This window comes from Actinomycetes bacterium (assembly GCA_036510875.1).
GTDB lineage: Bacteria > Actinomycetota > Actinomycetes > Prado026 > Prado026 > DATCDE01.
Map to the genome: position 1 here is coordinate 1 of DATCDE010000268.1, position 19,795 is coordinate 19,795.

Below are 19,795 nucleotides of genomic sequence, written 5' to 3' on the forward strand. Positions count from 1 at the left end.
AGCGGGTCATCCTGGAGGGCGCCGGCTACGACGTGCTCACGGCCGTCGACGGGCGGGACGGCGCCACCCGGCTGGACGGCGACCCGGTCGACCTGGTGCTCTCCGACGTGGAGATGCCGGGGATGGACGGCTTCACCCTGACCCGCACCATCCGGCGCACCCACGGCTGGCAGGACGTCCCCGTCGTGATCATGACCTCGCGCGGCGACGAGGCCGACAAGCGGGCCGGTCTGGACGCCGGAGCCAGCGCATATCTGCTCAAGAGCGAGTTCGACCAGGCCGAACTCGTCAGTACGGTCCGGCGCCTGATCGGGCGTTGACGGACTCGAACCGGGAGGAACTCAGTGACCAGCGGACAGCCGACCGTCGTCGTGGCGGACGACAGTGCGACCCTGCGCAAGATCGTCGGTTACGTACTGGAGCGGGAGGGCTTCCAGGTCATCTCGGCCGAGGACGGCGTCGAGGGTGTGCAGGCGGTGCTGCGCACCCAGCCGGACGCGGTGATCCTCGACGTGCAGATGCCCCGGCTGTCCGGCTACGTGGCCGCGCGGCTGCTCAAGGACGACTGGCAGACCGCGGAGATCCCGGTCATCCTGCTCACGGCGCTGGACGCCGCCACCGACCGTTACTGGGGTCAGCTGGCCGGCGCCGAGAAGTTCCTCAACAAGGGGTTCGAGGCGCCGCAGCTGGTGGCCGCCGTCCGGGACGTGATCCGCGACGCCGACGCGCGGCGCGGCGGGCGGGCCCGGCTGGTTCCCGACCCGGTCGAGATCGACGCCGAGGACGTGTTCGCCCGGGTCAGCGACCTGCTCGACCGCAAGCTGTTCGAGGCTCAGGTCACCACCGAGGTGACGTCGATCGCCGCCGAGATCTCCGGCTTCGAGGAGACCGTGTCGGCGGTGCTCACCGTGGCCGGGCGGGTGGTCGGCTACGACCTCGCCGCCTTGCTGATGCTCGACGACAACTCGACCTACACCACGGTGGCCCGCGAGACCTCCCGCCAGCTGTACACCGACTTCTGCTCGGGGCTCGCCGAGGCGGCCAGCCAGACCACCGGGCGATCGGTCGAGGTCGGCGACCTCATCCCGCGGATCGCCGACCCGCAGCAGCTGCTCGGGGCGGACGACGAGGGCGGCCTGGCCACCTTCTTGTCGATGCCGCTGCGGGCCCGCGGCCGCACCGTCGCGATCCTCGGCCTGGCCAGCGCCACGAAGAACGCGTTCGGCGAGTCCTCGCTCAACACGCTGCGGCTGGTGGAGTCCCCGGCGGCGCTGGTGATCGACAACGCCCGACTGTCCGGCAGTGTCCACGCCTGAGTCGACGTAGGGTCGCCGGGTGAGGTCCCACCCGGCGCCAGAGCTGCGGCCCACCACCGCGCAGTTCCGCGCGGCCATGGGCCGGTTCGCCACGGGGGTCGCCGTGGTCACGACGGTCGCAGCCGAGTTCGACCATGCGATGACCGCCAACTCTTTCACCTCGGTATCGCTCGAGCCGTTGCTCACCCTGGTGTCGGTCGAGAGGCTCACCCGCTTCCACGATGCCATCCTCGAGTCCGGGCTGTGGACCGTCTCGATCCTCCCGGTGCAGGCCAGGGAGACGGCCGTCTGGCTGGCCACGAAGGGCCGCCGGCTGGTCGACCAGCTGGACCGGGTGCCGCACCGGCGCTCGGCGGTCACCGGTGCCGCGGTCGTCGAGGGCGCGTTGGCCGTCGTCGAGTGCGCGACCTGGGCCACCTACGACGGCGGGGACCACACCCTCGTCGTCGGTGAGGTGCTGTCGGTCGAGGTGCCGGACGCCGACAGTGGGCCCGCCCCCCTGCTGCACCACCGGGGCCGCTACGCCACGCTGCGTCCGTTGCAGGAGTAGGGCCGCCGCGCGGGTCCTCTACCATGGAGGGGCACCGGTGCTCCTGACCCGGTCGCCTCCCACGATCCCGGACCTGGAGTCCGCCGACCGTGACCGACCAGCTGACCCGCCCGCGCCGCGGGCTACCGCGCCGCGCCCCGGTGGTCCTGGGCGGCGCGCTGGCCGGTGCCGCGCTGCTGTACGGCGCGCTGCTGGCCGCCAACGCGGGCGGCGTCCCGCACAACACCCAGGTCCTGGGGGTCGCCCTCGGCGGGCTGTCCCACGACGAGGCGACGGCCGCGCTGACCTCGGCCCTGGGTGACCGGGCGGCCCGGCCGATCCCGGTGACGGTCGCCGGGAGGGCGGCCCAGGTCGACCCGATCGCGGCGGGCTGACCCTGGACGCCGAGGCGACGGTGGCCGCGGCGGCGTCCGGGTCGTGGAACCCGTTCACAATGCTGGGCCGGTTCCTGACCGGTGCCGAGGTGGCCCCGAAGGTCGCGGTCGACGACCCGAAGCTCGCCGCCGCGGTGGCCGGCCTCGCGAAGCAGGTCGACCGGCAGCCGCAGGAGGGCGGGGTTGCCGTCAAGGGCACGACCGCGACTGCCGTCCAGCCGGTTGCGGGGCGGACCCTGGACCGCCAGCAGGCGGCCACCGTGGTCCGGGCGGCCTACCTCACCGGCACCGCGCCTGTCGCGCTCCCCGTGGTCGAGAAGCAGCCCGCCGTGGACGCCGCTGAGGTGCAGCGGGCGGACGGCCACCGTGCCGCTGCCTGTCGTCCAGCCCAAGCTGACCACGGAGCAGGCCCAGGCGCTCGGCGTCACCGAGATGGTCTCGACGTTCACCCAGCGGTTCCCCTACGCGCCTACCGCAAGCAGAACATCGACCAGGCCGCCCAGCGCATCAACGGCACCCTGCTGCTGCCCGGGCAGACCTACAGCCAGAACGAGACACCCAAGGAGCGCACCGCGGCCAACGGCTACACCATCGGCACGATCATCTTGAACGGCCGGTTCTTCGAGGACTAGGGCGGCGGGGTGTCGACGGCCACCACCGCGCTGTGGCACACGGTCTTCTACTCCGGCCTGGAGCGGGTCGAGCAGCGGGCGCACAGCTTCTGGATCCCCCGCGACCAGGCCGGGCTCGAGGCCACCGTCTCGTGGGGCTCGCTCGACCTGAGGTTCCGCAACGACTCGCCGTACGGTGTGCTCATCACGGCGCAGTCCGGCAACGACTTCGTGACCACGACGATCTGGTCCACGAAGCGCTACACGATCAAGGCCGAGTCCGGTCCGCGCACCAACGTGACACCACCCAAGACCGTCGACGACCCCAGCCCCACGTGCGTTCCGCAGGCCGGCGTCGCCGGCTTCGACATCGTGGTGACCCGGGTGTTCGTCCAAGACGGCGTGGTGGTCAAGCGGGAGCCGCTGCGGACCTCCTACGACCCGGCCGCCCAGGTCTACGGCCGGGCCGAGCCGAAGGCGTCCCCGTCGCCCACCCCGTCCGCGTCGGTGTCCGGCTCGACACCCGCACCCGCTCCCATCGGCCTCGCCCAGCGCCTCGCGCTGAGGCCTTCGTCGGGGCTCAGGCCAGTCGGCGCAGCTGCCGGATGAGCGCCGCGGTGGAGGAGTCGACGCCGGAGAGGTCCGGCTCGGCCGGCGCGGTCAGCGGCGGCAACAGCTCGTTGGCCATGACCTTGCCCAGCTCGACGCCCCACTGGTCGAAGGAGTCGATGCCCCAGACGACGCCCTGGGTGAACACCCGGTGCTCGTATGTGGCCACCAGCTGCCCCAGCACGGACGGCGTCAGCTGCGGGGCCAGCAGCAGGTTGGACGGCCGGTTGCCCGGCATCACCCGGTGCGGCACCAGCTCGGGGGCGGCGCCGGTGGCCGCGACCTCCTCGGCAGTGCGACCGAAGGCCAGCGCGGCCGGCTGGGCGAGCAGGTTCGAGAGGAACAGCTGGTGCAGGTCGTCGACCGGCCGGTTGGACCGGGCGAAGCCGATGAAGTCGCAGGGCACCAGCCGGGTGCCCTGGTGCAGCAGCTGGTGGAACGCGTGCTGCCCGTTCGTGCCGGGCTCGCCCCAGACCACCTCACCGGTCGACCAGTGCACCGGCTCGCCGTCCTTGGTGACCGACTTGCCGTTGCTCTCCATGCACAGCTGCTGCAGGTACGCCGGGAACCGGGACAGGTACTGGCTGTACGGCAGCACCGCCTGGGTGGAGGTGCCGAAGAAGTTGACGTACCAGACCGAGATGAGCCCCAGCAGCGCCGGCAGGTTCTGCTCGTAGGGCGCCGTGCGGAAGTGCTCGTCGATGGTCCGGAAGCCCTCGAGCATCTGGCCGAACGCCTCCCGGCCGATCGCGGTCATCAGGGCGAGCCCGATGGCCGAGTCGTAGGAGTACCGGCCGCCGACCCAGTCCCAGAACCCGAACATGTTCTCCGGGTCGATGCCGAACTCGGCGACCTTCTCCGCGTTGGTGGAGACCGCGACGAAGTGCCGCGCCACCGCGGCCTCGTCGCCGCCGAGGCCGTCGACCAGCCAGCGCCGGGCCACCCGCGCGTTCGCCAGGGTCTCCTGGGTGGTGAACGTCTTGGAGCAGACCACGAACAGCGTCTCGGCGGGGTCGAGGCCGATCAGCGCCTCGGCGATGTCGGACGGGTCGACGTTGGAGACGAACCGCACCGTCAGGGCCGGGTCGGCGTAGGCGCGCAGGGCCTGGCAAGCCATGGCCGGGCCGAGGTCCGACCCGCCGATCCCGATGTTGACGACTGTGCCGATCCGGCGCCCGGTGTGCCCGGTCCAGGCACCGGAGCGGACCCGGTCGGTGAAGTCACCCATCCGGTCCAGCACGGCGTGGACGTCGGCGACGACATCGTGCCCGTCGACGTCCAGCTGCGCCGTCCTGGGCATCCGCAGCGCCACGTGCAGCACCGAGCGGTTCTCGGTGGTGTTGATCCGGTCCCCGCGGAACATCGCCTCGGCCTGCCCGCGCAGGTCGACCCGCTCGGCCAGTGCCACGAGCAGCGGCACGGTCTCGGCGGTGAGCCGGTTCTTGGAGTAGTCCAACGACAGGTCGCCGGCCGTGACGGTCATCGCCGGGCCGCGCGCGGGGTCGGCGGCGAACAGCTCGCGCAGCGTCGTCCCGGCGACCGCCTGCTGGTGCTCGGCCAGTGCGCCCCACTCGGCGGTCTGGTCCACTCGCACCGCCGTCAGCCCTGCTGCTCGTCGGCCGGCTTCTCGTCGTGCCCGCCGAACTCGCGGCGCAGCGCCGAGAGCACCTGGCCGGCGTAGTCGGCGTTGCCCCGCGACGCGAACCGCTCGTACAGCGCCGCCGTGATGACGTGGGCGGGCACCCCGAGGTCGATGGCGGACTCCACGGTCCACCGGCCCTCACCGGAGTCGGACACCCGGCCGGAGAACGCGGCCAGCTGCGGGTCGGCAGTGAGCGCCTTGGCCGTGAGGTCGAGCAGCCACGACCCCACCACGCTGCCGCGGCGCCACAGCTCGGCCACCTCGCCGACGTCGATGCTGTAGCGGTACGCCTCGGGGTCGCGCAGCGGCGCGGTCTCGGCATCCGCGGTGCGCTGCCGGGCGCCCGCGTCGGCGGCCTGCAGGATCGCCAGCCCCTCGGCGTAGGCGGCCATCAGCCCGTACTCGATGCCGTTGTGCACCATCTTCACGAAATGCCCGGCCCCGACCGGGCCGCAGTGCAGGTAGCCCTGCTCGGCCGTCGACGGCTCGCCCTGCCGGCCGGGCGTGCGCGGCGCGGCGTCCAGGCCGGGGGCCAGGTCGCGCAGCACCGGCTCCAGCTGCGCGACGGCCGCGGTGTCGCCGCCGACCATGAGGCAGTACCCGCGCTCGAGCCCGAACACCCCGCCGCTGGTGCCGACGTCCACCAGGTGCACGCCGCTCTCGCCGAGCTCGGCGGCCAGCCCGATGGCGTCCCGGTAGAACGAGTTACCGCCGTCCACGACGGTGTCCCCCCGGTCCAGCAGCGCGGCCACCTGGCGGACCGTCTGCTCGGTGTAGGCGGCCGGGACCATGAGCCACACGGCGCGCGGCGGGTGCAGCTGGGCCACCAGGTCCTCCAGCGACTCGGCTCCACCGGCGCCCTCGGCGGCCAGCGTGGCCACGGCGTCCGGTGAGACGTCGTACGCGACGACCTCGTGGCCCGCGGCCATGAGCCGCCGCGTCATGTTGGCACCCATCCGGCCCAGGCCGACCATTCCCAGCTGCATGGCTGTGCTCCTGACTCGTCCTTCGGTGTCGTCGGTTGCCGTGCCCACCTTGTCGTGCTGCCCTGCCACCCGCAACGGCGGACCCCGCCCGGGCGTTCCGGCGCGGCACCCGCGGCTAGGGCTGGACGGCGACCCGGTACTGGTAGCGGTGGTGCTCGGCGAAGCCCAGGGTGGCGCAGAGCCCGGCCCCGGCGGTGTTCTCGACCGCGACCTGCAGGTAGGCCGAACCAGCCCCCCGGGCCTCGGCCCAGCGGGCCAGCGGGCAGGTGACCGCCGCCCCGAGCCCCTGGCGCCGGGCCGACGGCGCGACCTCGACGGCGGTGATCCCCAGCCAGCCCTGGTCGACGCTGCCGCGCGCGATGGCCAGCGGCCGGCCGCCGTCGCCGGGCACCATGGCGAAGCCCAGGTCGGCGCCCCAGCCGATGACCTCGACGGCGTGCGCGGGCAGCTCGCCGCCCCGGTAGTGGTAGCCGGCCAGCCACTGCGCCGTCGGCTCCGGCCGGACCCGCAGGGGTCCGCCGTGGTCGGCGACCAGGTCGGTGACGTCGCAGACCAGGACCCGGACGACGTCCACGACGGCCAGCCCGTGCTCGCCGAGGCGGGTGTCCTGGGCGTCGTCGGAGAGCAACGGCACCTGGAACTTCAACGGCAGCCCGCGGTCGGCGTACCAGCGCGCGCAGTGCTCGATGGCGTCGACCAGCGTCTGCCCGGGACCGCCGAGCGGAAGCACCGAGTTGGCCCGCCCGGTGAAGCCCCGGGACGCCCGCAGCAGCCAGCCGCCGACCGTGGCCGTCTCGGTGGCGGACCAGCCCAGGGCGGCGACGCGCTCGAGCTCGAGCACCTCGGCGTCCGACGCACCCACGGATGTCACCCCGACCGGCGAAACCGCTGACCAGGGCGCGATACTAGGCGCCTGCGGGTGCCCCCCGGCGTACGCTCGGGTGGACGGGACGAGGAGGAACCGGCGTGACCTATGTGATCGCCTTGCCGTGCGTCGACGTGCTCGACAAGGCCTGTGTCGAGGAGTGCCCGGTCGACTGCATCTACGAGGGCGAGCGGATGTTGTACATCCACCCCGACGAGTGCGTCGATTGCGGGGCCTGCGAGCCGGTTTGCCCGGTCGAGGCCATCTTCTACGAGGACGACCTGCCGGAGCAGTGGAAGGACTACTACAAGGCCAACGTCGAGTTCTTCGACGACCTCGGCTCGCCCGGCGGCGCCTCCAAGCTCGGCAAGATCGAGAAGGACCACCCGCTGGTGTCCGCGCTCCCGTCGCAGGGCGGCGAGCACTGACCCAGCCGGTCTCGGCCCGGCTGCCGGACTTCCCCTGGGACTCCCTGGCAGCCGCGGCCGAGCGGGCTCGCGCCCACCCTGGCGGCATCGTCGACCTGTCGGTGGGCACGCCCGTCGACCCGACGCCCGAGGTGATCCGCGCGGCGCTGCGCGCGGCCGCGGACGCGCCCGGCTACCCCACCACGCAGGGCACCCCGCAGCTGCGGGCCGCCGCCGTCCGCTGGCTGGCCCGGCGGCTGGGCGTACCCGAGATGGACCCGGCGGCGGTGCTGCCGACCATCGGGTCCAAGGAGCTGGTGGCCTGGCTGCCCACCCTGCTCGGCCTGGGGCCGGGCAGCGTCGTGGTCGTGCCGGAGCTCGCCTACCCGACGTACGCCGTCGGCGCCCAGCTGGCCGGGGCCGAGGTGGTCGTGGCCGACTCGCTGGTCGCCCTCGGCCCGCGCCGGGTGGACCTGGTGTGGGTCAACTCCCCGGCCAACCCCACCGGACGTGTGCTGCCCGCCGAGCACCTGCGCAAGGTGGTCGCCTGGGCCCGGGAGCGCGGGGCGCTGGTGGTGTCCGACGAGTGCTACATCGAGCTGGGCTGGGACGCCGAGCCGGTCTCGGTGCTGCACCCCGACGTGACCGGGGGCAGCCTGCCTGGGCTGCTCGCCGTCCACTCGCTGTCGAAGCGGTCGAACCTGGCCGGTTACCGCGCCGGGTTCGTCACCGGTGACCGGTCGGTGGTCGCCGAGCTGCTCGCGGTGCGCAAGCACGTGGGCCTGATGGTCCCCGACCCGGTCCAGGCGGCCATGACCGCCGCGCTGGACGACGACCAGCATGTGGTGGAGCAGCGCGGCCGGTACCGCGGGCGCCGGGACCTGCTGCTCGTGGCGCTGCGCGAAGCCGGACTCCGGGTGGAGCACTCGGAGGCCGGGCTGTACCTGTGGGCGACCCGCGACGAGCCCTGCCGGGACACCGTGGACTGGTTCGCCGAGCGCGGCATCCTGGTGGCCCCCGGAGACTTCTACGGTGCCGCGGGTGCCCGGCACGTGCGGGTCACGCTGACCGCGACCGACGAGCGGGTGGCCGCCGCCGCCCAGCGGCTGGCCGGCTGATCCTCGAGCGGAAGAGCGGCGGAGGCGGGGTCAGTGCTGGTGCTCGGCCCCGTCGGAGTCGGCCTTGGTGTGGTGGACGGTGTGGTCCGGGTGGTGGGCCGGCGCGTAGACGGTGAGCAGCCGCAGCGGGTGGCTGCCCTCGTTGCGGACGTTGTGCTCGGTCCCGGCCGGGACGACGACGAAGGTGTGGCTGCCCAGCAGGTGCGACTCGTCGCCGAGGGTGACCCCGGCCGGCCCGCCGGAGACGAAGACGAACAGCTGGTCCTCGGTGTGCACCTCCCGGCCGATCTCGTCCCCCGGCTGCAGGGTCATGGCGACCAGCTGGCTGTTCGGTGCGGTGAAGAGCACCTGACGGAAGTCCTCGTTGGCGTTCGCCAGCCGCTCGAAGTCACCGATGAATCCGGGCATGTCACGGCCTCTTCTCGGCGCGTCGGGTCCTTGACCCCATCCTGTCCGCGCCGGACGGCCCGCGGGAGGGCAGTTCGACCCGCGCGGAGGGTCAGTTCGCGTGCAGCGCCGCGTTCAGCTCGCCCCAGGTGCCCGACCGGGTCACCACCTCGAGGGTGCCGGTCTGGCTGTTGCGCCGGTACAGCAGGCCGGATGCCCCGGACAGCTCGGCGGCCTTGACCACTGCGCCGTCCGGCAGGGTGATCTTGGATCCGGCCGTGACGTAGCAGCCGGCCTCCACGACGCAGTCGTCGCCGAGTGAGATCCCGATCCCGGCGTTCGCGCCGACCAGGCACCGCTCGCCGACCCGGACCACCTGGGTGCCACCACCGGACAGGGTGCCCATGATCGATGCGCCGCCGCCGATGTCGGACCCGTTCCCGACGAGGACGCCGGAGCTGATCCGGCCCTCCACCATGGAGGCCCCGAGGGTGCCCGCGTTGAAGTTGACGAAGCCCTCGTGCATGACCGTCGTCCCGGAGGCCAGGTGCGCGCCCAGCCGGACCCGGTCGGCGTCGGCGATGCGCACGCCCTCCGGCAGCACGTAGTCGACCATCCGGGGGAACTTGTCGACCCCGAAGACGGTCACCGGGCCGTCGGCCCGCAGCCGCAGCCGGGTCTGCTCGAAGCCCTCCACCGCGCACGGCCCCCGGTCGGTCCACACCACGTTGGTGAGCAGCCCGAAGACGCCGTCCAGGCTGATGGTGTGCGGGCGGACCAGCCGGTGCGACAGCAGGTGCAGCCGCAGGTAGACGTCGGCCGCGTCGGTCGGCGGCGACTGCAGGTCGGTGCGGACCGTGACGACGACGCTGCGCGTGGCGCGCACCGGGTCGGCCCCAGCCAGGGCCGCGAGCCCGCCGGGCGTGGCTGCGTCGTCGCCGAGCACCGGCTCGGGGAACCACACGTCGAGCAGCCGGTCGTCGGCGTCGTAGGTGGCCAACCCGACCCCGGAAGCGGTCGTCGGCAGCGGTCGGGGGGTGGCGTCGCTCACCCCGCTACGGTAACCGGCGTGACCCACCTCGACCTGACCCAGGACGGCGCCACGCTGACGGCTGCGCTCGTCGACGTCTTCTCGGTGAGCGGCAGCGAGCGGCCGCTCGCGGACGCCGTCGCGGCGGTGCTGGCCGCCGTGCCGCACCTGCGGGTGGACCGGGACGGCGACACCGTGGTGGCCCGCACCCAGCTGGACCGCGCGGAGCGCGTCGTCATCGCCGGGCACCTGGACACCGTCCCCGAGGCGGGGAACCTGCCCGCCCGGCGGCAGGACGGCCGGGTGGTCGGGCTGGGCTCGTGCGACATGAAGGGCGGGGTGGCGGTCGCGCTGCGGCTGGCCGCCACCGTGGCCGCGCCGACCCGCGACGTGACCTACGTGTTCTACGACGGCGAGGAGGTCGAGGAGTCACGCAACGGGCTGCGTCGAGTGGCGACGACGCACCGGGACTGGCTGGCCGCTGACTTCGCCGTCCTGATGGAGCCGTCGAACGCGGTCGTGGAGGCCGGCTGCCAGGGGACGCTGCGGGCCGAGGTCGTCGTGCCCGGCCGCCGGGCGCACAGCGCCCGCAGCTGGCTGGGGGTCAACGCCGTCCACGCGGCCGGGGAGGTGCTCGACCGGCTGCGCCAGTACCCGGCGCGGACGGCGGAGATCGACGGGCTGGCCTACCGCGAGGGGCTCAACGCGGTCGGGATCCGCGGCGGGGTGGCCGGCAACGTCATCCCGGACGAGTGCGTGGTCACGGTGAACCTCCGGTTCGCCCCCGATCGCTCGCCGGAGCAGGCCGAGGCCCACGTCCGGGAGGTCTTCGACGGGTTCGAGGTGCGCATCGTCGACCTGGCGCCCGGTGCGCTGCCCGGCCTCGAGCGCCCCGCGGCCGCGGCGTTCCTGGCCGCCGTCGGCGGTGAGCCGCAGGCCAAGCTCGGCTGGACCGACGTCGCCCGGTTCAGCGCCATCGGCGTCCCGGCGGTCAACTTCGGCCCCGGCGACCCGCAGCTCGCGCACACCCGGGAGGAGTACGTGGAGGAGGCGCAGGTCGCCCGCTGCGAGGAGCGGCTGCGCGCCTGGCTGACCAGCTGACCTTGCCGCGGGACCCTTCCCCGGGAACCAAGTTATCCCTCGGCTCGTCTGGCGTCTCGGCACCCTGCCGAAGGGATCTCATGTCGCTCACCGGGCTCCCGCTCGCCGTTCTCGCCACGCTGCTGGCCCTGGGGCTGCCGGTCGGGCTGCTGGTGATGTGGGGGCGGCTGCGCCACGTGGCGCTGCGCGCCGGCTGGATGCTGCTGAGCCAGGTGTTCGCCGTCGTGTTCGTGCTGCTGCTCATCAACAACCACTTCCAGCTCTACGGCAGCTGGCGGGACCTGACCGGGTTCGGTTCCGCGGACGCAGCCGGGGTCCCGACCCTGTCGTCGGCCGCCCCGCCGAGGGGGTCGGTCACGGCCGCCCGCAGCCATGTGCTGTCCACGATGGAGCGCTATGACACCGGCTACGTGGTCAACCTGCTCGGCGTCCGCTCCGGCGTCGAGGCACCGGTCTACGTGTGGCTGCCGCCCGAGTACGACCAGGCTCGGTATGCCCACGTCCGGTTCCCCGTCGTCGAGCTGCTGCCGGGCTTCCCGGGAACGCCGACGACCTGGCTGAACGCCATGCACCTGGTGCAGCGGGTGCAGCAGGCCCGGCAGCGCGGCGCCGAGCCGTTCGTCTTCGTGCTGCCGACCATCACGGTGGACCCCCCGGTGGACACCGAGTGCTCCGACGTCCCCGGCTACCCGAAGGCCGCGACGTTCCTCACCCAGGACGTGCGCAGCTTCGTCACCACGCACCTGCGGGTTCGCACCGACGCCGGCGGGTGGGGGATCGAGGGCTACTCCACCGGCGGGTTCTGCGCCGTGAAGCTGGCCCTGCAGCACCCGGACCTGTACGCGGCGGCGGTCAGCCTCTCGGGGTACTTCGCCACCGGCAGCAGCGTGTTCCGGCCCTACCCGGCGCTGGCCCGGCAGAACAGCCCGCTGTGGCTGGAGCAGCACGCCCCGGCCGCCCCGGTGAGCCTGCTCCTGGTGGCCACCGAGCAGGACCACGGCACCGCAGCCGCGTTGGCCGCCATGCAGCGCGGCGCGCGCCCCCCCACCGTGGTGGACCGGACGGTGCTGCGCTGGGGCGGCCACAACACCCGGGTGTGGTCCCCGCAGGTACCGGAAACGCTGGTGTGGCTGAGCCGGCACCTGCCAACACCCGGCCCGTCGACCGGCGTCCAGGTGGTCCGGCTGCCCTGAGCCGGGGCCGGCCCCCGCGACTTCTGGCTGAACACCGAGCCAACGGCCGCGGCCTGGCCGATCGTTCCGGCCGGCGACCGGCTAGCGTGGGCGGGTGACCGAGGGACCTTCCGCCGACCCGACGGGCGGGGGCGAGCAGCCGCGGCCGCGGGAGCGGCAGCGTGGCCCGGTGCTGCTGCGCCGCTCCCAGGTACAGGAGACCACCACCGACCAGCGGCTGCTGGACACCCGGGGGCCGAGCGACTGGGTGCACCAGGACCCGTGGCGGGTGCTGCGGATCCAGTCGGAGTTCGTCGAGGGGTTCGGCGCGCTGGCCGAGCTGGGCCGGGCCGTCTCGGTCTTCGGCAGCGCCCGGGCCGACCGGGACACCCCCGACTACGCGTTCGCGGAACGGCTCGGCGCGGCGCTCGCCGACGCCGGGTACGCGGTCATCACCGGCGGCGGCCCGGGGATCATGGAGGCGGCGAACAAGGGCTGCTGCACGGCCGGCGGCGTGTCGGTGGGCCTGGGCATCGAGCTGCCGTTCGAGCAGGGCATGAACGAGTGGGTCGACATCGGCATGACCTTCCGCTACTTCTTCGCCCGCAAGACCATGTTCGTAAAGTACGCGCAGGGGTTCGTGGTGCTGCCGGGCGGCTTCGGCACCCTGGACGAGCTGTTCGAGGCGCTGACCCTGGTGCAGACCCGCAAGGTGACCACCTTCCCCGTCGTCCTCATCGGCAGCGACTACTGGGGCGGGCTGATCGACTGGGTGCGCACCTCGGTGCTGGCCCGCGGCAACGTCGCGGCTCCGGACCTCGGCCTGCTGCAGCTCACCGACGACGTGGACGAGGCGGTGCACATCATCCGGCGCTCGGACGAGGACCGCGCGGCCAAGTGGGCCGAGGAGCAGGCCGCGACCGTGGCGATGGCGGCCGCGGAGACCCGGGCGGCGACGAGCGGCGAGCCGGTGCGGCGCCGGCGCGGCAACGGCACCTGATCCCTCGACCTGTCAGGGTGTAGACGACGCATAGGTCGTCCGCACCCTGACAGGTGTCAGGCGAGGCCGCGGCGGGAGACCGCCGGCGGCTGGGTCCCGCGGACGGCGGCGACCAGGTCGAGCACCTGCCGGGTCTCGGCCACGTTGTGCGCGCGGAACACCCGGGCCCCCATCCAGGCGCTGAGCACCGTGGCGGCCAGCGTCCCGACCAGCCGCTCGCCGACCGGCAGGTCGAGGGCCTCCCCGACGAAGTCCTTGTTCGACAGCGAGACCAGAACCGGCCAGCCGGTGGCCACCATCTCCGGCAGCCGCCGGGTGACCTCGAGCGACTGCCGGGTGTTCTTGCCGAAGTCGTGGCCAGGGTCGATGAGGACGGCGTTCCGGCGGACCCCGGCCGCGACGGCCCGCTCGGCCAGGCCGAGGGTCGTGGCCAGCACGTCGGCCATGACGTCGTCGTAGGCGACCCGGTGCGGTCGGGTCCGCGGCTGCTGGCCGCCGGCGTGCGTGCAGACGTACCCGACACCCTGCTCGGCGGCCACCTCGGCCAGCTCGGGGTCGACCCCACCCCAGGCGTCGTTGAGGAGGTCGGCGCCCGCGGCACACACCTCCCGGCCCACCTCGGCCCGCCAGGTGTCCACGCTGATCACCAGGCCGGGGTGCCGCTCCCGGACGGCGGCCACGAAGCCGGCCGTCCGGCGCAGCTCCTCGGCCGGGTCGACCTCGTCCCCCGGGCCCGCCTTCACCCCGCCGATGTCCACGATCGCGGCACCCTGCGCGACAACCCGGTCGACGGCGTCCAGCGCGGCGGCGTCGTCGAAGGTGGCGCCGTGGTCGTAGAAGGAGTCCGGGGTGCGGTTGACGATGGCCATGACCACGAGGTCGTCGGGGCCGAACGTCCGCGGTCCGAGCCGCAGGTCCAAGGTGGTGCTCCGGTCGGTCGATGGGTGGGTGTCGGGCCAGCGTGGCACGATCGTCCCCGTGCTGTGGGTGCTGCTAGCCATCGTCGTCCTTGCCGGTGTCGCCGTGGTGGCCGCGGGTCGGGGGACCGGCCTTGCGCCGGCCACCTCCGATCGCCCGGACCCCTGGCTGCCGGCCGACCGGTCGATGCGTCCGGAGGACCTCGACGCGCTCCGGTTCTCGGTGGGGCTGCGCGGGTACCGGATGGACGAGGTGGACGCCGTCCTGGACCGGCTGCGCGCCGAGCTGGCCGAGCGCGACGGCCGGATCGCCGACCTGGAGCGTCAGGGGCCGGCCGGCCGGGCGCTGCTGGTGCCGCTGGTGGAGGAGGGGACGCCGGCGCCCGAGGACGGTGGCGGTGCCTGACCGGCCGGTGCACGTCGCCCTCGGCGTCATCGTCGACGCGCCCCCGGAGGCGCTCTGGGCGGCGGTCACCGACTGGGAGCGGCAGTCGGAGTGGATGCTCGGCACGCGGGTGCGGGTCGTCGCCGGTCCGGCCGAGGGCGTCGGGGCTCGGCTGGAGGCGTTCACCGGGGTCGGCCGGGCCGGCTTCGTCGACTCCATGGTGGTCACCGAGTGGGACCCGCCGTGGCGGGCGACCGTGCTGCACACCGGCCGGGTCGTGCGCGGGACCGGGCTGTTCGAGGTGTTGGCGCTGCCCGGCGGGCGGTCTCGCTTCGTGTGGTCGGAGGACCTTGAGCTGCCCCTGGGGCTGGTGGGGCGGCTGGGCTTCCCGGTGGTGCGCCCGGTGTTCCTGGCCGGCGTCCGGGCGTCGCTGGCCCGGTTGGCCGCCGCGGTCGAGTCCGCTGTCTCGGCTGGGTCGGCTGACTCGGCTGACCCGCTGACACGCGGGAGCGCCGAGTGAGCGACCTCGTCCGGGGGGACGACGGCCTGGCCCGCTGCCACTGGGGCGCCTCGGCGCCGGAGTACGTCCAGTACCACGACACCGAGTGGGGGCGGCCCAGGCGCGGGGACGACGCGATGTTCGAGCGGCTGGCCCTGGAGGCGTTCCAGTCCGGCCTGTCCTGGCTGACCATCCTGCGCAAGCGGGAGGCGTTCCGGGCTGCCTTCGACGGGTTCTCGATCCAGGCCGTGGCCCGCTACGGCGGCCGCGACGTCGAGCGGCTGATGGCCGACGCGGGCATCGTGCGCAACCGGGCCAAAATCACGGCCACGGTCGCCAACGCGCGGATGGCCGCCGGGCTGCCCAAGGGCCTGAGCGCGCTGCTGTGGTCGTTCCAGCCGATGCGGGGGACGGTGCCGCGGTCCCTCGCCGACGTTCCGGCCGTGACCGCCGAGTCGACCGCGCTGGCCAAGGAGCTCAAGCGGCGCGGATTCCGCTTCGTGGGCCCGACGACGGCCTACGCGCTCATGCAGGCCGTCGGCATGGTCAACGACCACCTCGAGGGCTGCCACGCCAGGTCCGGCGGGATCGAGACGTTCAGGGAGCCCACCGGGGACCCGCTGGAGGTCGTGCCGCCGGACCCGGAGTGGCCGGCCTGGTTCACCCGGGTGCGGGACCGGGTCGTGGCGGTGCTCGGGCCCTGCGTCCGGGTGGCGCACATCGGGTCGACCGCGGTCCCGGGGCTGGCCGCCAAGCCGGTGCTCGACGTCCTGGCCTCGGTCGGTGACCTGGACGACGAGGCGGTGTACGTCCCCGGGCTGGAGTCCGTCGGCATGGTGCTGCGCGGTCGCGAGCCGGGGCACCGGTACCTGCGCACCCCGCCGGGGGTGCTCCCGCGGGTGCACGTCCACGTCTGCGCGATCGGCTCGGACTGGGAGCGCGACCACCTGTTGTTCCCGGCCTACCTGCGCGCGCACCCGGAGCGCCGGGACGCCTACGCCGCGCTCAAGCTCGATCTCGCCGAGCGGTTCCGCACTGACCGGCTGGCCTACACGGTGCGCAAGACCCGCTTCGTCGAGGAGACCCTCGCCCTGGCCCTAGCCACCCCCGCCCCCCCTCCCGCATGAAGGGCACTTTCTGTGCGCACTGCCGCAGCTCTCTCCCCTTCATGAGCTTCTTGGACGCCGGATGAAGGGTGTGTTTGTGCGGCCATGCGCACAGAAGGTGCCCTTGATGCAGAGGGTGGCAGGGGGCATCTGGCGGTGATCGTTTCCGGGCGGAGCGTTCATGGTCGATAATGAGGTGATCGCATCGCTGGGGGTGCTGCCCGAACGACCGGAGCTCGGGTCCCGCACAGCGCGGCAACCAGGAAGGGGTAACGCATGGCGGCCATGAAGCCGCGGACGGGCGATGGCCCGCTCGAGGTCACCAAGGAGGGGCGCGGCATTGTCATGCGGGTCCCGCTCGAGGGCGGTGGACGCCTCGTCGTCGAGCTGTCCCCCGCTGAGGCGGAGGCGCTCGGCGACGCCCTGAAGAACGTCGGGAGCTGACGCCGGCAGTCCTGCTGAGCGGCACTTCGCAGTGTCCGGCCCCGGTGGCGTGGTAACGACCCGCCGCCGGGGCCGCGCTGTCAGGTCAGCTTCAGATCAGCTTGCGGCCGACCAGCAGCCCGTCGCCGACCGGCAGCAGCAGCACGGTGAACCGCTCGTCGGCCCGCAGCGCCCGGCCCAGCTCGCGCACGGCCACGGTCTCGGGGTCCCGCTGCGCCGGGTCGGCCACCTTGCCGTGCCACAGTGCGTCGTCGAAGGCCACCAAGCCCCCAACGCGCAGCAGCCGGTGCGCCTCGGCCAGGTAGTCGGCGTTCTCGCGGTGGTCGCCGTCGCAGAACACCAGGTCGTACACGGCGTCGGCCAGCCGCGGCAGCACGTCCAGCGGCCGCCCCAGGATGGTCCGGGTGCGGTTCGGTGCGACGCCCTCCTCGGCGAAGGTCACCCGCGCGAGCCGCAGGTGCTCGGCCTCCGGCTCGACCGTGGTCAGCACGCCCTCGGGGGCCATCCCGCGCAGCAGGTAGGTGCCAGAGACCCCGGTGCCGGTGCCGACCTCGACCACGGCCGAAGCCCGCAGCATCCCGGCCAGGAAGGACAGGGTGGCACCCCCGCCGGGCAGGATCGGGACGCAGCCGACCTCTTCGGCCCGCTGCCGGGCCGCGAGCAGGACGGCGTCCTCGGGGAGGAAGCCCTCGGCGTAGGCCCAGCTGTCGTTCGGGCTCGGCGTGCTGATCGGTTCCTCCTCGCGTCCGCCGGCGGTCATCGGCCGGCCTCCGGATAGGTGCGGCGCACCCTCCATGATCCCAGGCTAGCCACCCCGACGGGAACCGCCGCGCCGTCGCCCACGTTCCGGAAGAGGAGGGTGGCCCGCCGGGTGATCCGGCGGTGGCGTTGACCAGACGCGGCGTCACGTTTTACCAACCGAAGATCCAGCAATGAGACACTGGAGGTCCTCGTGCTGTCGATGCTCGGAGGTGTGCGCGTGGCGGAGCCCTCGCGGACCGGCCTGGACGGCGAGTCCGAGCTGCGGCTGGCGCCCGAGGCGTCCTGGGCCGCCCCGAGCTGGGACGACGTGGTCGCCCAGCATGGGCAGCGGGTGTACCGGCTGGCCTACCGGCTCACCGGCAACCGGCCCGACGCCGAGGACCTCACCCAGGAGGTCTTCGTCCGGGTGTTCCGCTCGCTGTCGTCGTACACGCCCGGCACCTTCGAAGGCTGGCTGCACCGGATCACCACGAACCTGTTCCTCGACCAGATGCGCCGCAAGCAGCGGATCCGGTTCGACGCGCTCACCGAGGACGCCGCCGAGCGGCTGCCCGGGCGCGAGCCGACCCCGGCCCAGGCGTTCGACGACACCCACTTCGACCACGACGTGCAGCGAGCCCTCGACCTGATGCAGCCGGAGTTCCGAGCCGCGGTCGTGCTGGCCGACATCGAGGGCCTGTCCTACGAGGAGATCGCGGCCACCTTGGGGGTGAAGATCGGCACCGTCCGTAGTCGGATCCATCGCGGACGGGCCCAGCTCCGCCGCGAGCTCGCCCACCGCGCCCCGGCGCAGCGCACCGAGGGCCGGCCGTGAAGCCGCGCGGCGGCGGCCACCCGGGCGACCGGCTGGCCGCGCTCGTCGACGGGCTGGTCCCCGAGCCGGACCGCTCCCGGCTGCTGGCCCACCTGGCCGGCTGCCCGCAGTGCCGGGCCGACTACGACGCCCAGCGGGCGGTGAAGGGCCTGCTGGCCGACCTGCCGGGGCCGCCCGCGCCCGCGAGCCTGGCCGCCCGGCTGGCCGCGCTGGCCGACCCGACCGGTCCCGGCCTGGCGCACCCCCTCCCGGAGCCGCAGGACGAACCGGTCCGGGCACCCCACCACCGGGTGCTGGTCGCCTCGGCGGGGCTGTTCTCGGTGCTCCTGCTGGGGCTGGTCACCGCGTACGCGGTGGGTGGCTCGCCCGAGGGTCCAGCGGTCACGCCGCCGGTCAGCCGGTTCGTCCGTGAGCACGCGGCCGTGACGAGCGGGGTCCCGCTGTTCGAGCCGGTCCTGTCGGCCGTGCCCACCTCGTTCGCGCCCGCGTCGTCCGCCAGCCAGCCGTGAACCGCCGCCTGCTCAGCCTGCTGCTCGGCCTCGCCGCGCTGTTCCTCGGCCTCGGCGGCCCCGCGGCTGCATCCGCGTCCTCGGGCAGCGAGCCGGACGCCGTGGCGCTGCTCGAGCGGGCGCTGCGCGCACCGGACGCCCTGGCCTACAGCGGGGTCCAGCAGGTGTGGGACCGCGGTGGCCCGATGCGCACCGTCGGGATCTCGCACCGGCCCGGCAGCGGCACCCTGCTCCAGGTGGAGGACACCACGGACGGCGGCCAGGCGGCCGGCTTCGTCACCGGTACCGAGCAGCCGGCGATCAGCCCGGCCACCATCTTGGGGCTGCTCGCGTCGTCCTACCGGCTGGCTGTGACCGGGAGCGAGCCCGTCGCCGGGCGCTCCGCGGTGGTCATCGGCGCCACCGACGACGAGGGCCGGCCGATGGCCCGGTTCTGGGTGGACGCCGCGACCGGGCTGCTGCTGCGTCGAGAGGTGTTCGACGCGAACGGGCAGCTGCAGCGGTCGTCCGGGTTCGAGCAGGTGAGCATGACCGTCGACCGGGTCCAGCACCTGCCCCCGCTGCTGCCCGCCGCGCATGGCCCCGGCCTGCAGCAGGTCGACCTTGCGGCCTGGTGCCGGCGGGGCTGGACCTGCCTGGACTCGATCGGCCGGCTGCAGCTGGTGGACGCCCGGCCGGTCGAGGACGACGGCAGCTCCACCCTGCACCTGACCTACTCGGACGGGCTGAACGCGGTGTCGGTGTTCGAGGAGCTGGGTCGGCTGCCCAGCCAGCCGCTGGCCGGTTCGACCGCCGCGGTCGTCGACGGCCATCCGGTCCGGGTGTTCACCGGCAGCCCCGAGCGGGTGGTGTGGTCCGGAGCCGGCCAGGTCTTCACCGTGGTCACGGACGCCCCGTCCGAGGTGGTCGAGGCCGTGGTCGCGGCGCTGCCGCACTCGACGTCGGCCGACACCCTATGCAGCCGGCTGCACCGGGGCGGCGCCCGGGTGGTCTCCTGGCTGAACCCGTTCGGCTGAGCCGTTCGACGAGTCCGGGTCGGTCCCGGGATCGCCGACACGCGGCGGCTCGGGCAGGATCGGCGCCATGACCGAGCAGCACGGGCCCGAGGGGCCGACGTGGAGCGACGACCCGGGCTGGGTGGACCGGTGGGCGGACGACCCGTGGCGGCCGCCGCAGCTGGAGCAGCCGACC

General features: G+C 73.8%; 23 protein-coding genes and 2 pseudogenes. 18 read left to right on the forward strand and 7 right to left on the reverse strand.

Translation table 11 applies throughout. From position 1 onward, the window contains the following. From VIM19_15590 to VIM19_15610, 5 genes and pseudogenes are all read left to right on the forward strand, one after another. The coding region (locus tag VIM19_15590; protein HEY5186282.1) for a response regulator at positions 1-320 on the forward strand (320 nt) is incomplete at its 5' end. A gap of 24 nt (positions 321-344) precedes the next feature. Then, positions 345-1,316, forward strand: a complete 972-nt coding sequence (locus VIM19_15595) for a response regulator (GenBank protein ID HEY5186283.1) — start codon at positions 345-347, stop codon at positions 1,314-1,316. A 19-nt stretch (positions 1,317-1,335) separates the two neighbouring features. Then, positions 1,336-1,866 carry a flavin reductase family protein gene (locus VIM19_15600; protein HEY5186284.1) on the forward strand — a complete coding sequence of 177 codons (531 nt, stop codon included), beginning with the start codon at positions 1,336-1,338 and terminating at the stop codon, positions 1,864-1,866. An 89-nt stretch (positions 1,867-1,955) separates the two neighbouring features. Then, positions 1,956-2,240 (forward strand): hypothetical protein, encoded by a 285-nt coding sequence (locus tag VIM19_15605; GenBank protein ID HEY5186285.1) that lies wholly within the window; start codon positions 1,956-1,958, stop codon positions 2,238-2,240. Positions 2,241-2,260: 20 nt separating this feature from the next. Further along, positions 2,261-3,460: pseudogene (locus tag VIM19_15610) on the forward strand (VanW family protein). On the opposite strand, the gene pgi reads toward VIM19_15610, so the two are convergent. The 3 genes from pgi to VIM19_15625 all read right to left on the reverse strand — a co-directional run bounded on the left by pgi (position 3,432) and on the right by VIM19_15625 (position 6,950). Then, positions 3,432-5,021: a glucose-6-phosphate isomerase gene (gene pgi / locus VIM19_15615; GenBank protein ID HEY5186286.1), complete on the reverse strand. Its 1,590-nt coding sequence runs from the start codon at positions 5,019-5,021 to the stop codon at positions 3,432-3,434. The pseudogene VIM19_15610 and the gene pgi sit on opposite strands and share 29 nt — an antisense overlap. A gap of 38 nt (positions 5,022-5,059) precedes the next feature. Next, positions 5,060-6,088 carry a decarboxylating 6-phosphogluconate dehydrogenase gene (gene gnd, locus VIM19_15620; GenBank protein ID HEY5186287.1) on the reverse strand — a complete coding sequence of 343 codons (1,029 nt, stop codon included), beginning with the start codon at positions 6,086-6,088 and terminating at the stop codon, positions 5,060-5,062. 115 nt (positions 6,089-6,203) lie between these two features. Continuing rightward, positions 6,204-6,950 (reverse strand): GNAT family N-acetyltransferase, encoded by a 747-nt coding sequence (locus VIM19_15625; protein ID HEY5186288.1) that lies wholly within the window; start codon positions 6,948-6,950, stop codon positions 6,204-6,206. Between the two features lie 104 nt (positions 6,951-7,054). Between VIM19_15625 and fdxA the strand changes: the two genes are divergently transcribed. Together fdxA and dapC are read left to right on the forward strand one after the other, a co-directional pair. Continuing rightward, positions 7,055-7,381, forward strand: coding sequence for a ferredoxin (gene fdxA / locus VIM19_15630; GenBank protein ID HEY5186289.1), 327 nt, complete (start codon positions 7,055-7,057; stop codon positions 7,379-7,381). Then, positions 7,378-8,478: a succinyldiaminopimelate transaminase gene (dapC, locus tag VIM19_15635; GenBank protein ID HEY5186290.1), complete on the forward strand. Its 1,101-nt coding sequence runs from the start codon at positions 7,378-7,380 to the stop codon at positions 8,476-8,478. The genes fdxA and dapC overlap by 4 nt, the downstream gene beginning before the upstream one ends. A 30-nt stretch (positions 8,479-8,508) precedes the next feature. Here dapC and VIM19_15640 read toward each other — a convergent pair whose 3' ends face one another. Beyond that, the gene (locus VIM19_15640) at positions 8,509-8,886 is read right to left on the reverse strand and encodes a cupin domain-containing protein (protein HEY5186291.1); all 378 of its coding nucleotides are present in this window, start codon (positions 8,884-8,886) and stop codon (positions 8,509-8,511) included. Between the two features lie 91 nt (positions 8,887-8,977). Further along, complete coding sequence (gene dapD, locus VIM19_15645) at positions 8,978-9,916, reverse strand: 2,3,4,5-tetrahydropyridine-2,6-dicarboxylate N-succinyltransferase (GenBank protein HEY5186292.1); 939 nt, start codon at positions 9,914-9,916, stop codon at positions 8,978-8,980. Between the two features lie 18 nt (positions 9,917-9,934). Between dapD and dapE the strand changes: the two genes are divergently transcribed. The 3 genes from dapE to VIM19_15660 all read left to right on the forward strand — a co-directional run bounded on the left by dapE (position 9,935) and on the right by VIM19_15660 (position 13,168). Further along, the gene (gene dapE / locus VIM19_15650) at positions 9,935-10,996 is read left to right on the forward strand and encodes a succinyl-diaminopimelate desuccinylase (protein HEY5186293.1); all 1,062 of its coding nucleotides are present in this window, start codon (positions 9,935-9,937) and stop codon (positions 10,994-10,996) included. An 80-nt stretch (positions 10,997-11,076) separates the two neighbouring features. After that, the gene (locus VIM19_15655) at positions 11,077-12,189 is read left to right on the forward strand and encodes an alpha/beta hydrolase-fold protein (GenBank protein HEY5186294.1); all 1,113 of its coding nucleotides are present in this window, start codon (positions 11,077-11,079) and stop codon (positions 12,187-12,189) included. A gap of 94 nt (positions 12,190-12,283) precedes the next feature. After that, positions 12,284-13,168, forward strand: a complete 885-nt coding sequence (locus tag VIM19_15660; GenBank protein HEY5186295.1) for a TIGR00730 family Rossman fold protein — start codon at positions 12,284-12,286, stop codon at positions 13,166-13,168. Positions 13,169-13,224: 56 nt separating this feature from the next. Here the strand turns inward: VIM19_15660 and folP are convergent, their stop codons facing one another. Beyond that, positions 13,225-14,037, reverse strand: a complete 813-nt coding sequence (gene folP, locus VIM19_15665) for a dihydropteroate synthase (GenBank protein ID HEY5186296.1) — start codon at positions 14,035-14,037, stop codon at positions 13,225-13,227. A gap of 157 nt (positions 14,038-14,194) precedes the next feature. Between folP and VIM19_15670 the strand changes: the two genes are divergently transcribed. The 5 genes and pseudogenes from VIM19_15670 (at position 14,195) to VIM19_15690 (ending at position 16,519) form a co-directional block, all read left to right on the forward strand. Beyond that, the gene (locus tag VIM19_15670; GenBank protein HEY5186297.1) at positions 14,195-14,491 is read left to right on the forward strand and encodes a DivIVA domain-containing protein; all 297 of its coding nucleotides are present in this window, start codon (positions 14,195-14,197) and stop codon (positions 14,489-14,491) included. 7 nt (positions 14,492-14,498) lie between these two features. Continuing rightward, the gene (locus VIM19_15675; GenBank protein ID HEY5186298.1) at positions 14,499-14,990 is read left to right on the forward strand and encodes an SRPBCC family protein; all 492 of its coding nucleotides are present in this window, start codon (positions 14,499-14,501) and stop codon (positions 14,988-14,990) included. After that, positions 14,987-15,541, forward strand: a pseudogene (locus VIM19_15680) (DNA-3-methyladenine glycosylase I). Before VIM19_15675 ends, VIM19_15680 begins: the two are co-directional and overlap by 4 nt. A gap of 57 nt (positions 15,542-15,598) precedes the next feature. After that, positions 15,599-16,096, forward strand: a complete 498-nt coding sequence (locus tag VIM19_15685) for a GrpB family protein (GenBank protein HEY5186299.1) — start codon at positions 15,599-15,601, stop codon at positions 16,094-16,096. 255 nt (positions 16,097-16,351) lie between these two features. Further along, positions 16,352-16,519, forward strand: a complete 168-nt coding sequence (locus VIM19_15690) for a DUF3117 domain-containing protein (GenBank protein HEY5186300.1) — start codon at positions 16,352-16,354, stop codon at positions 16,517-16,519. Between the two features lie 91 nt (positions 16,520-16,610). Here the strand turns inward: VIM19_15690 and VIM19_15695 are convergent, their stop codons facing one another. Beyond that, positions 16,611-17,279 (reverse strand): O-methyltransferase, encoded by a 669-nt coding sequence (locus tag VIM19_15695; GenBank protein HEY5186301.1) that lies wholly within the window; start codon positions 17,277-17,279, stop codon positions 16,611-16,613. Positions 17,280-17,522: 243 nt separating this feature from the next. On the opposite strand from VIM19_15695, the gene sigE reads away from it, so the two are divergent. The 3 genes from sigE to VIM19_15710 are packed head-to-tail and all read left to right on the forward strand — an operon-like array spanning position 17,523 to position 19,620. Then, complete coding sequence (gene sigE / locus VIM19_15700; GenBank protein ID HEY5186302.1) at positions 17,523-18,095, forward strand: RNA polymerase sigma factor SigE; 573 nt, start codon at positions 17,523-17,525, stop codon at positions 18,093-18,095. Next, positions 18,092-18,604: a zf-HC2 domain-containing protein gene (locus tag VIM19_15705; GenBank protein HEY5186303.1), complete on the forward strand. Its 513-nt coding sequence runs from the start codon at positions 18,092-18,094 to the stop codon at positions 18,602-18,604. The genes sigE and VIM19_15705 overlap by 4 nt, the downstream gene beginning before the upstream one ends. Further along, positions 18,601-19,620 (forward strand): sigma-E factor regulatory protein RseB domain-containing protein, encoded by a 1,020-nt coding sequence (locus tag VIM19_15710; GenBank protein HEY5186304.1) that lies wholly within the window; start codon positions 18,601-18,603, stop codon positions 19,618-19,620. The genes VIM19_15705 and VIM19_15710 overlap by 4 nt, the downstream gene beginning before the upstream one ends. Positions 19,621-19,795: the final 175 nt, after the last annotated feature.

Coding starts and splice junctions, on each gene's coding strand:
- gnd (HEY5186287.1), bottom strand. CDS start 6,088: ATGCAGCTGGGAATGGTCGGCCTGGGCCGGATGGGTGCCAACATGACG.
- VIM19_15640 (HEY5186291.1), bottom strand. CDS start 8,886: ATGCCCGGATTCATCGGTGACTTCGAGCGGCTGGCGAACGCCAACGAG.
- VIM19_15655 (HEY5186294.1), top strand. CDS start 11,077: ATGTCGCTCACCGGGCTCCCGCTCGCCGTTCTCGCCACGCTGCTGGCC.
- folP (HEY5186296.1), bottom strand. CDS start 14,037: ATGGCCATCGTCAACCGCACCCCGGACTCCTTCTACGACCACGGCGCC.
- VIM19_15690 (HEY5186300.1), top strand. CDS start 16,352: ATGGCGGCCATGAAGCCGCGGACGGGCGATGGCCCGCTCGAGGTCACC.
- VIM19_15695 (HEY5186301.1), bottom strand. CDS start 17,279: ATGACCGCCGGCGGACGCGAGGAGGAACCGATCAGCACGCCGAGCCCG.